General features: G+C 74.4%; 7 protein-coding genes. 4 read left to right on the plus strand and 3 right to left on the minus strand.

Annotation, left to right across the window (positions count from 1 at the left end; all coding sequences use genetic code 11):
• Positions 1-104: GMP synthase (glutamine-hydrolyzing) (locus V9U69_RS05215; RefSeq protein ID WP_442907604.1), on the plus strand; the 104-nt coding region annotated here is incomplete at its 5' end.
• 64 nt (positions 105-168) lie between these two features.
• On the opposite strand, the gene guaA is transcribed toward V9U69_RS05215, so the two are convergent.
• Positions 169-1,746, minus strand: coding sequence for a glutamine-hydrolyzing GMP synthase (gene guaA, locus V9U69_RS05220; RefSeq protein ID WP_442907605.1), 1,578 nt, complete (start codon positions 1,744-1,746; stop codon positions 169-171).
• Between the two features lie 203 nt (positions 1,747-1,949).
• Here guaA and V9U69_RS05225 point away from each other — a divergent pair, with 203 nt between their 5' ends.
• The 3 genes from V9U69_RS05225 to V9U69_RS05235 all read left to right on the plus strand — a co-directional run bounded on the left by V9U69_RS05225 (position 1,950) and on the right by V9U69_RS05235 (position 8,621).
• Entirely contained in the window at positions 1,950-4,445 is a 2,496-nt protein-coding gene (locus tag V9U69_RS05225; RefSeq protein ID WP_337060252.1) for an alpha-amylase family glycosyl hydrolase, read from the plus strand.
• A 144-nt stretch (positions 4,446-4,589) separates the two neighbouring features.
• Positions 4,590-6,416, plus strand: coding sequence for an ABC transporter ATP-binding protein (locus V9U69_RS05230; protein WP_337060253.1), 1,827 nt, complete (start codon positions 4,590-4,592; stop codon positions 6,414-6,416).
• Positions 6,417-8,621 (plus strand): ATP-binding cassette domain-containing protein, encoded by a 2,205-nt coding sequence (locus V9U69_RS05235; protein WP_337060254.1) that lies wholly within the window; start codon positions 6,417-6,419, stop codon positions 8,619-8,621.
• Positions 8,622-8,698: 77 nt separating this feature from the next.
• Here the strand turns inward: V9U69_RS05235 and V9U69_RS05240 are convergent, their stop codons facing one another.
• Together V9U69_RS05240 and V9U69_RS05245 are read right to left on the minus strand one after the other, a co-directional pair.
• Complete coding sequence (locus V9U69_RS05240; protein ID WP_337060255.1) at positions 8,699-9,382, minus strand: Rid family hydrolase; 684 nt, start codon at positions 9,380-9,382, stop codon at positions 8,699-8,701.
• A 23-nt stretch (positions 9,383-9,405) separates the two neighbouring features.
• On the minus strand, positions 9,406-10,944 hold the full coding sequence (locus V9U69_RS05245) for a flavin monoamine oxidase family protein (protein ID WP_442907606.1): 1,539 nt from the start codon (positions 10,942-10,944) through the stop codon (positions 9,406-9,408).
• Between the last annotated feature and the right edge of the window lie 42 nt (positions 10,945-10,986).

The raw sequence follows: 10,986 nt of genomic DNA on the forward strand, positions 1-10,986 counted from the left end.
TGCTGGCGCGCATCTCCACCCGCATCACCAACGAGGTGCCCGAGGTGAACCGCGTGGTCCTCGACGTCACGAGCAAGCCGCCGGGGACCATCGAGTGGGAGTGAGCTCCCGCCGCTGACCAGGGCCGGGCACCCCGCGGGGTGCCCGGCCCTGGTCAGCGGCGGGAGCTCACTCCCACTCGATGGTCCCCGGCGGCTTGCTCGTGACGTCGAGGACCACGCGGTTCACCTCGGGCACCTCGTTGGTGATGCGGGTGGAGATGCGCGCCAGCACCTCGTACGGCAGGCGCGTCCAGTCCGCCGTCATGGCGTCCTCGGAGCTGACCGGGCGCAGCACCACGGGGTGGCCGTAGGTGCGCCCGTCGCCCTGCACGCCGACGGAGCGCACGTCCGCCAGCAGCACCACGGGGCACTGCCAGATCTCGCGGTCCAGGCCGGCGGCGGTCAGCTCCTCGCGGGCGATGGCGTCCGCCGCGCGCAGCGTCTCCAGGCGCTGCGGGGTGACCTCGCCGACGATGCGGATGCCCAGGCCCGGGCCGGGGAACGGCTGACGCCACACCATCGCCTCCGGCAGGCCGAGCTGCTCGCCGACGGCGCGCACCTCGTCCTTGAACAGGGCGCGCAGCGGCTCGACGAGCTCGAACCTCATGTCCTCGGGCAGGCCGCCGACGTTGTGGTGGCTCTTGATGGTGGCCGCACCGGTGCCGCCGCCGGACTCCACGACGTCCGGGTACAGCGTGCCCTGCACGAGGAAGCGCACCTCGCCGCTGCCGCCCTCGGCGGCCACGACGTCGGAGGCGGCCTGCTCGAACACGCGGATGAACTCGCGGCCGATGGTCTTGCGCTTGACCTCGGGGTCGGTGATCCCGGCGAGGGCGTCGGCGAAGCGCTGCGCGGCGTCCACGACGTGCAGCTTCACCCCGGTGACGGCGACGAAGTCCTGCTCGACCTGCTCGGCCTCCCCGGCGCGCAGCAGGCCGTGGTCGACGAACACGCAGGTGAGCTGATCGCCCACGGCGCGCTGCACGAGGGCGGCCGCCACGGCGGAGTCCACGCCGCCGGACAGGCCGCAGATCACCTTGCCGTCGCCGACCTGGGCGCGGATGCGCGCGACCTGCTCGTCGATGACGTTGCCGGTCGTCCAGTCCGCCGGGACGCGGGCGCCTTCGCGCAGGAAGTTCACCAGCACGTCCTGCCCGTGGGTGGAGTGCTTGACCTCCGGGTGCCACTGCACCCCGTACAGGCGGCGCTCGTCGTCCTCGAACGCCGCGACCGGGGTGTCGGCGGAACTCGCGACGACCCGGAAACCCTCCGGGGCGCGAGCGACGCTGTCGCCGTGGGACATCCACACCGACTGCTCGGCGGGCTGGTCGCGCAGCAGGGTGGAGGCGGCCGGGTCGGCCAGCTGCGCCACCGTGCCGCCGTACTCGCGCCGCCCGGTGCGCTGGACCTCGCCGCCCAGGGCCTTGGCCATGGCCTGGAACCCGTAGCAGATGCCGAGGACCGGCACGCCCGCCTCGAACAGGGCGGGGTCGACCTGCGGGGCGTCCTCGGCGTACACGCTGGAGGGGCCGCCGGAGAGGATCACCGCGGCCGGGTCCTTGGCGAGGATCTCCGCCACCGGGGTCGTGCTGGGCACGATCTCGGAGTAGGCGTCGGCCTCGCGCACGCGCCGGGCGATGAGCTGGGCGTACTGGGCGCCGTAGTCGACGACCAGGACCGGGCGGTGGGCGCGCTCGGCGGCCACCTCGGCGCTCTGGCCGGCGGCCTGCGCGGCTGCCTCGGCGGGGGTGGGGGCGGTCTCGGGCGCGTCCGGCGTCACGGTCCGAGGGTAGCCGCCGCGGACTCCTCCCCGGCGCGCCGCCCGCACCCCCCGCTGCAACTTCTTGCAACGTCTTTCTGCGCTGCGTAGCCTGCCCGCAGCACTCCACTCGACGACGAGGAGACCCCGTGCGACCCACCCCCGCAGGACGCCGCCGGCTGGCGGCCCTGAGCGCTGCGGCGATCACCCTGGCCCTGGCACCCGCCGCGGCCGCCTCCCCCGACGGCCGCCGCCCCGGCGGCTCGCACGTCACCGCCGCCGACCGCGCCCTGGCCGCCTCCTCGCTGCGCGAGGACCTGACCCGCGAGCGCTTCTACTTCGTCATGGCCGACCGGTTCGCCAACGGCGACACCGGCAACGACACCGGCGGGTACGGCACCGATCCGCTGGTCAGCGGCTACGACCCCACCCACAAGGGCTTCTACCACGGCGGCGACCTGAAGGGGATCCTCGAGCGCCTGGACTACATCGAGGGCCTGGGCACGACGGCGATCTGGCTGACGCCGTCGTTCAAGAACAAGCCCGTCCAGGGCGAGGGCGCGAACACCTCCGCCGGGTACCACGGCTACTGGATCACCGACTTCACGCAGATCGACCCGCACCTGGGCACCAACGAGGAGCTGGAGCAGCTCGTCGACGCCGCGCACGCGCGCGGCATCAAGGTGTTCTTCGACATCATCACCAACCACACCGCCGACGTGATCTCCTACGCGGAGGGTACCCAGCGCTACGTCCCCAAGGCCACCGAGCCGTACCGGGACGCGAGCGGGCAGGCGTTCGACGACCGGGAGTTCGCCGGCACCGGTCGGTTCCCCGCGCTGGACGCGCAGACGTCGTTCCCGTACACGCCCGTCGTCGCACCCGCCGAGCAGGACGTGAAGGTCCCCGGCTGGCTGAACGACCCGACGATGTACCACAACCGCGGCGACGCGCTCTTCAACGGCGGCGAGTCCGACCAGTACGGCGACTTCGTCGGCCTGGACGACCTGTTCACCGAGCGGCCCGAGGTCGTCGAGGGCATGGAGGAGATCTACGAGGCCTGGGTGGACTTCGGCATCGACGGTTTCCGGATCGACACCGTCAAGCACGTGAACACCGAGTTCTGGCAGGAGTTCGCCCCCGCCATCGCCGAGCACGCCGCGGCGCGGGGCAACGACGACTTCTTCTCCTTCGGGGAGGTGTACGACTCGAACCCGGAGTTCCTGTCCCGGTACACCACCGAGGCGGGGCTGCAGGCCACGCTGGACTTCGGGTTCCAGGCCCGCGCCCGCGCCTTCAGCAGCGGTGGCGACGCCGGCGAGCTGCGGGAGTTCTACGCGAAGGACGACTACTACACCGACGCCGACTCCAACGCCTACTCGCTGCCCACGTTCCTGGGCAACCACGACATGGGCCGCATCGGCGCGTTCCTGCGCCAGGACGGGGTGGACGAGGACGAGCTGCTGCAGCGCGATGAGCTGGCGCACGCGCTGATGTACCTCACCCGCGGCCAGCCGGTCGTCTACTACGGCGACGAGCAGGGCTTCACCGGCGACGGCGGCGACCAGGACGCGCGCCAGGACGTGTTCGCCTCGCAGGTCGCCACCTACAACGACGACGACCTCATCGGCACCGACGCCACCACCGCGCAGGAGAACTTCGACCCCACCCACCCGCTGTACCGCTCCATCGCGGAGCTGGCGCAGCTGCGCGAGGAGCACCCCGCCCTCGCCGACGGCGCGCAGATCGACCGCTACGCCTCCGAGGGCGCCGGGGCGTACGCCTTCAGCCGCATCAGCGAGGGCGAGGACCGCGAGTACCTGGTGGCGGTGAACAACTCCGCGCAGGAGCAGACCGTCACCTTCGACACGTTCGACGAGCGCCGCGTCTTCCAGGGCCTGTGGCCGGCCGGCACCGGCAAGGTCCGCTCGGGCGCCTCCGGGGAGGTCACCGTCACCGTCCCGGCGCTGTCCGCCGCGGTGTGGCGGGCGACCGCGCCGCTGAAGCGGTCGAAGGCGGCCGCCACGCCGGAGTTCACCACGGACGGCACCGTGGGCGGGCGCGCCGAGGTCGGCGTCGACGTCCCCGGCGACGACTTCAACCAGGTCACCTTCGCCTACCGCACCGCCGGGACGGAGGAGTGGACGCCGCTGGGCACCGACGACAACGCCCCCTACCGCGTCTTCCACGACGTCACCGACCTGCCCGAGGGCACGCAGGTGGAGTACCGGGCCGTGGTGCAGGACCACTCCGGCAACCTCGCCGCCGCCGGCGCCACGGCGAGCGTCGTGCCCCCGCCGCCTGCTCCCGAGCAGCCGCCCGCCGAGCCCGGCGCCCAGCCGGAGGCGGTCGCGGCCGCCGGGTCGTTCAACAGCGAGATCGGCTGCCCCGACGACTGGCAGCCCGCGTGCGAGCAGGCGCAGCTCGCGCTGGACGGGACCACCGGGCTGTGGACCCTGGCCGTGGACCTGCCGGAGGGCTCGTACGAGTACAAGGCCGCGCTGAACGGCGGCTGGGACGAGAACTACGGCGACGGCGGCACGCCGAACGGGGGCAACATCCCGCTCGTCGTCCCGGCGGGCGGTGCGCGGGTGACGTTCACGTACGACCACGCCACCCACCTGATCACCGCGACGGCGGGGTAGGCCCACCGCTCCCGGACCCCCTCGGTGATCCTGCGCGGGTGGACGTTCACCGTGCAAGATCACCGAGGGGCGGCGAGGAGGCGAGGGGCAGGCCGCCGCTTATCCCGTGGAAGTCACCCAGGACAACGATTACCGTCGGTGCACGTGCGGGACCTCCCCCTGAAAGACCCCGGTACCCCCGACGTCCGCTCCCCCCTGCGCCTGCTGCTGCGCACGGCCGCGCAGCAGCGGCGCTCCATGGCGATCGGCACCGCGTTCGGCTGCGCGTGGATGCTCACGCAGGCCGTCCTGCCCGCCGCCGTCGGCCGGGCCATCGACGCCGGCGTCCTCGCCGGCGACGACGCCGCCCTGCTGCGCTGGGCCGGTGTCGTGCTGGCGCTGGCGCTCGTCACCACCGTCGCCGCGGTGCTGCGGCACCGCTACGCCGTCACGAACTGGCTGACGGCGTGCTTCCGCACCCTGCAGCAGGTCGGCCGGCACACCGCTCGCGCCGGTACCGCCGTGACCGCCCGGCTGCCGCAGGGCGAGGTGCTGGCCAGCACCTCCTCCGACGGCCCGCGCGTGGGCGACGCCTTCGACGTCACGCAGCGCGCGGTGGCGTCCGTGCTCGCCGTGGCCGTCGTCGCCGCGCTCGTGCTGCGCACCTCCGTGCCGCTGGGCCTGATCGTGCTGCTCGGCATCCCCGCCGTGCTGGTGGTGCTGCTGGTGCTGCTGCGGCCGCTGAAGGAGCGGCAGCAGCACCAGCGGGAGCTGAGCGGGCAGCTGACGACCCTCGGCACCGACACCGTGCGGGGTCTGCGCATCCTGCGCGGCGTCGGCGGCGAGGAGGTGTTCCTGGCCCGCTACCGCGACAAGAGCCAGCAGGTGCGGGCCGCCGGGGTGCGGGTGGCCGCGTGGGAGTCCGGCCTGGAGGCCGTGCAGGTCCTCGTGCCCGGCCTGCTCGTCGCCGCCCTGGTGTGGGCGGGTGCGCGCGCCACCGTGCGCGGGGAGATCAGCCCCGGCCAGCTCGTCGCCCTCTACGGCTACGCCGCGTTCCTCACCTCCCCGCTGCGGATGCTCGTGGAGGCCGCCGACAAGTACGCGCGCGCCCTCGTCGCCGCCCGCCGCCTGGTCACGATGCTGGAGGTGCCGCCGCTGCTGACCGAGCCGGACCGGCCGCAGCACCCGCCGGAGGCGGGGCCGCTGGCCGACCCGGTCTCCGGCGTCGTCGTCGCCCCCGGCGAGCTGACCGTCGTGGTCAGCGACCCGCCGGAGCTGGCCGCGCCGCTGGGCCGGCGCCTGGCCCGCTCCGACGACACCGGCGACGGTGACGGTGACGGCACCACCCTGGCCGGGGTGCCCCTGCGCGAGGTGCCCGTCGCGGAGGTGCGCCGCCGCGTCCTGCTCGCCGAGGACGACGCGCAGCTGTTCAGCGGCACCCTGCGCGAGCAGGTGGACCCGGAGGGCGCGCACACCGACGCGCAGGTGCTCGCCGCGATGGAGGTCGCCGACGCCACCGGCATCGTCGACCTCGTCGACGGCGGCCTGCGCGGTGTCGTCACCGAGCGGGGGCGCTCGCTGTCCGGCGGACAGCGCCAGCGCCTGGCGCTGGCCCGCGCCCTGCTGCGCGACCCCGAGGTGCTGGTGCTCGTCGAACCCACCAGCGCCGTCGACGCGCACACCGAGGCGCGCATCGCCGCCCGGCTGCGCGCCGCCCGCACCGGGCGCACCACGCTCGTGGCCAGCGGCAGCCCGCTCGTGGCGCCGCACGCCGACACCGTGCACTGGCTGCGCGACGGGCGCGTCGTCGCCAGCGGCCGGCACGCCGACCTGCTGGCCGACCCCGCCTACCGGCGCTTCGTCACCCGCGACGCCGGCGGGGAGGGCGACGCGCACGGCGCCCCCACCGGCGGCGGGGTGCCGGTGCAACCCACCGCCCGCCGCCCCGTGCCCGCCCCGCTGCCCGGCCCGCCGCCCCGCCAGGAGACCTGAGTGAGCACCACCGAGAGCACCACCGACGAGGGCACCGACCCCCTGCTCGACGAGCGCACCACCCTGCCGGTCGCCGACCGCACCCAGGTGCTGCACGACGTGCGGCGACTGGTGCGCCGGCACCGCCGCCCGGGGGCGGTGATGCTGGTGCTGCACTCGGCCGCCGCCCTCGTCGGCCTGGCCGGCCCGTGGCTGCTGGGGAACCTCGTGGACCGCGTCGTGGCCGCCGCGCGCGGCGCCGACGCGGCCGCCGCCCTGGCGGACGTCGACCGCACCGTCGCGCTGCTCGCCGCGGCCGTCGTCGCGCAGGCCCTGCTGGCGCGGGTGGCGCGGTACCGGTCCCTGTCGCTGTCGGAGGAGGTGTTCGCCGAGCTGCGCGAGGAGTTCCTCGCCCGCGCCACCCGGCTGCCGCTGTCGGTCGTCGAGCGGGCCGGCACCGGCGACCTCGTCTCCCGCACCACCAACGACGTCGAGTCGCTCAGCTACACCGTGCGCTACGGCGCGCCCGCGATCCTCGTGGCCGCCGTCACCACCGCGTTCACCGTGGCCGCCGCGTTCCTCACCGGGCCGCTGGTGGCGCTGGCGATCCTCGCCGGCCTGCCCGGCCTGCTGATCGGCACCCGCTGGTACCTGCGCCGCGCCCCCGCCGGGTACGCCGCCGAGCGCGCCTGGTGGGGCCGCATCTCCACCACCCTGGGCGAGAACGTGGAGAACACGCGCACCGTGGAGGCGCTGGGCCTGGCCGAGCACCGGGTCGGGCTGCTGGACCGTGTGATCGGCGAGACCGTGCGGCGCGAGGAGTACACGCTGCGGCTGCGCACCCGGTGGTTCCCGACCATCGAGATGTCGTACCTGCTGCCGGTGGTGGTGGCGCTGGTGTGGGGCGGGTTCCTCGTCCGCCACGGCCTCGCCTCCGCCGGTGAGGTCGCCGCCGTCGTGCTGTACCTGCGCCAGCTCGTCGGCCCCGTCAACGAGCTGCTCATCTGGTGGGACGAGCTGCAGGTCGGGCAGGCGTCGTTCGCGCGGGTCATCGGCCTGGCCACCGTGCCGCCGGACCGCGCCGAGACCGGCGAGCGGGCCCGCTCCGACGACGTGCGCGCCGAGCGCGTCGGCTACGAGTACGCCCCCGGGCGGCCCGTCCTGCACGGGGTCTCGCTGACCCTGGAACCCGGCGAGCGCCTCGCCGTCGTCGGCCCCACCGGCGCCGGCAAGTCCACGCTGGGCCGGCTCATCGCCGGCATCGCCCCGCCCACCAGCGGGTCGGTGCGCGTCGGCGGCGCCGAGGTGACGGGGTTGCCGCTGGACGAGATGCGCCGGCAGGTGGCGCTCGTCACCCAGGAGCGGCACGTGTTCAGCGCCTCCCTGCGCGACAACGTGGTCCTGCCCGCGCCGGACGCCGACGACGCCGCGGTGGAGGCCGCGCTGGAGGCGGTGGACGCGCTCGGCTGGGTGCGGGCGCTGCCCGAGGGCCTGGCCACGCGGGTCGGCGAGAACGGGGTGGAGCTGTCCGCCTCCCAGGCGCAGCAGGTGGCCCTGGCCCGCCTGGTGCTGGCGGACCCGCACACCCTCGTGCTCGACGAGGCGACCTCGCTGCTGGACCCGAACGCGGCCCGGCACACCGAGCGCTCCCTGGCGGCGGTGCTGGACGGGCGCACCACGGTCGCCATCGCGCACCGCCTGCACACCGCGCACGACGCCGACCGCATCGCCGTCGTGGAGGACGGGCGCATCACCGAGCTGGGCACGCACGACGAGCTGGTGGACGCCGGCGGCCCGTACGCGCGGCTGTGGCGCAGCTGGCACGGTGGTCGCGTGGAGCTGGAGGACCTCGTCCGGCTGCGGCGGGTGCGCGACCTCATCGACCGGGAGCACGCGCAGCCGCTCGACGTCGAGTTCGAGGGGATGCGCTGGACGACCGTCGGCTCCCCCGCGCAACCGGACGTGGAGATCGTGCTCGAGCCGCCGCTGGCGGACCCGAACGCCTCCCCGGCCGACCGGCGGGCCGCCGCGGAACTGCTCGCGAAGGGCATGCTCCGCGGGGCCACCTTCCGCACCGACGACTGCGACGCCACCTTCGAGCGGGTGCGCGCCGCCGGCGGGGAGGTGCTGCAGGAGCCGGTGGACCAGCCGTACGGCGCGCGCGACTGCGCCTTCCGCGACCCCGCCGGCAACATGCTGCGCTTCAACCAGCCGAAGGGCCGGTGACCGGCAGCCGCGGGCGGGAGGTGCGGCGGCCGCGGCGGGGAACCCGTCCCCACCGCGGCCGCCGCGTCAGGTGCACGTCAGTGCTTCTTCCCCTTCGCGAACGGCTGCTCCGGGTAGACCGCGTCCACCTCGATCTCCACCAGCCAGCCCGCCACCGGCAGCGACGCCACCTCCAGCGCCGAGCGCGACGGCCGCACGAGGTTCTCGAACAGCGGCGCCGCGGGTGCCGCGGTGCCCATCGGCACGTCGATCGCCTCGTTCGTCTCCAGGTCGACGTTGGCGAAGTACTGCCGGTAGGCGCGGTTCCAGCCGGCGAAGTCGGCGACCTCGGTGCCCTCCTCGTTGGCGAGGAAGACGCGCATGGTGACGACGTCGTCGAAGCTGAGGCCCTGCGCGGCGAGGTTCTCGCCGATCGCGGCCAGGGCGTTCAGGCCCTGCGCCTCGGTGAGCGTCACGCCCTCCGGCAGCGCACCGCCGAGGGCGGCGAGGTCCACGTACGCCTCCGGGGTGCCCGGTGCGGCGTCCGGGTTCGCCGCGGACGGGCCGATGCCGCTGGACTTGTAGATCGCGGTTCCCGGGCCGATGCCCACGCCGTTCGCGATGAACGGGTTCGTCTCGCCGAGGGGCAGCGCCACCGCCACGGTGCCCGGGGCGGGGGTGCCGCCGCGGGCGGCGGCGACACCGGCGCCCGCGCCCAGGCCGAGGAGCAGCAGTGCGGCGGCGCCCACCGCGACCGGCCGGCGGGTCAGGTTCTTCGTCACGTCGGTTCCTCCGGTTCGGTGGGTCAGCTGCTCATGACGCGCTGGTGCAGCGCGGTGACGGCGGCGCGGGCGGACGTCATCGCGCCGTGCTGCCAGGCGATGGCGTGGGACAGGTGGTCGCCGGCGAAGTAGACGTTGCCCTGCGGCGCCAGCAGCGTCGCGTAGTCGGGTCCGGCCTGGTCCTCCCAGCCCACCCAGCCGCCCTCGCTGTACCTCGTCGCACCCCAGGAGACGGAGAACGAGGAGGCGATGTCCTTCCCGTACACGTCGCCGTGGATGAGGGCGCCGTTCTGCACCGCCCGCGCGCGGCGCTGCGCGTGCGGCAGCGCCTGGTAGTCCAGGGCAGCCTGGCCGTAGTTGTAGTAACCGACGACGACGCCGCGGTCGGTGTGGAAACCCGACGACGGGTACCAGACGTGCGCCAGGTCCAGGTCGGTGTTCGTGATGCCGCCGTAGATGCGCATGTCGTCCTCCCACCAGCGGCGGGAGTACTCCAGGCCGATCTTCCCGGTGGGCGACGGCTTCGCGGCCTGCAGCGCCGTGGTGACGCCGGGGCCGAGGTTGTGCGGGATCCGCGCGGCGATGTGCGGCGGGATGGTGTTGACGACGAAGTCCGCACTGGCGGTGCGCGGAAGGCCGCGGGCGTCGACGTAGTCGACCTCCCCGCCACCGGGCGTGGTGCGGATGCCGGTGACCTCTGCGCCGTAACGGATCTTCCCCGGGCCGACGGCCCTCTCCAGCGCGTAGGCGATGCGGTCCATGCCCCCGACGGGCTGGAACATCATCATCGCCTGGTCCCAGCCGAACTCGAAGGTGAACTCACGGCCGATGCCGCTGGCGATGACGTCGTGCAGGCCGGGCGCCGGGGTGACGGAACCGGCCTCCAGGCCCGCACCGGGCTCGACGTCGAAACCACGCCGGCCGCTGCCACCGAGGTACAGGTCCGCCGCGGCCGGGTCGCCGGTGGAGTTCCCCAGGTCGCCGAAGTCGCGCAGGAACTCGATGAGGGCCTCCTTGTCGGAGGCGCTGAGCTCACCGTCCAGCGCACCGGCGTTCGTGGCCTTCGACAGCAGCTCCGAGACGTACCCGTACACGTCGGCCTTGGCGGCGCGGTGCTTCACGGGTGTGTTCGAGATCGCCGTGTCGCCCGTGTAGTACAGCAGCGCGTCGGCGTTCTGGTTGACGAACGGCTCGATCGCGACGCCCAGCTCGCGGCAGTAGTCCAGCGTGACGTGGTGCTGCGGGATGCGCGCGGGGCCGGCGTTCATGTACTGCCCCTCGGCGAACCGCACCCGCTGCGTCTCACCGTTCAGGTCCGTCTCCGCATCACCCCCGCGGACCGTCCAGTTCCGGCCGCCGGGGCGGTGGCGGCCCTCGAGCAGGGTGACCCGGTAGCCGGCCTTGCCGAGCTCGTACGCGGTGGTCAGGCCCGCGATGCCGGCGCCGAGGACGAGGACGCTGCGGGCCGAGCGGCCGGTGAGGGTGAAGTCGGACGGGCGCGGCGGGGTGAACGCGGCGTTCTCGGCGGCCGACGCCGCCGGGGCCAGGCCCAGGGCGCCCATGGCGCCGTACAGGGCTCCGGGGGGAACAGTGGGGACGACAAC

The sequence above is a fragment of the Kineococcus sp. G2 genome (assembly GCF_037154035.1).
In the GTDB taxonomy this organism is placed as follows: domain Bacteria; phylum Actinomycetota; class Actinomycetes; order Actinomycetales; family Kineococcaceae; genus Kineococcus.

What these genes read in the sequence shown, in the direction of transcription:
- V9U69_RS05245 (WP_442907606.1), bottom strand. Translation starts at nt 10,944, where the DNA reads ATGGGCGCCCTGGGCCTGGCCCCGGCGGCGTCGGCCGCCGAGAACGCC.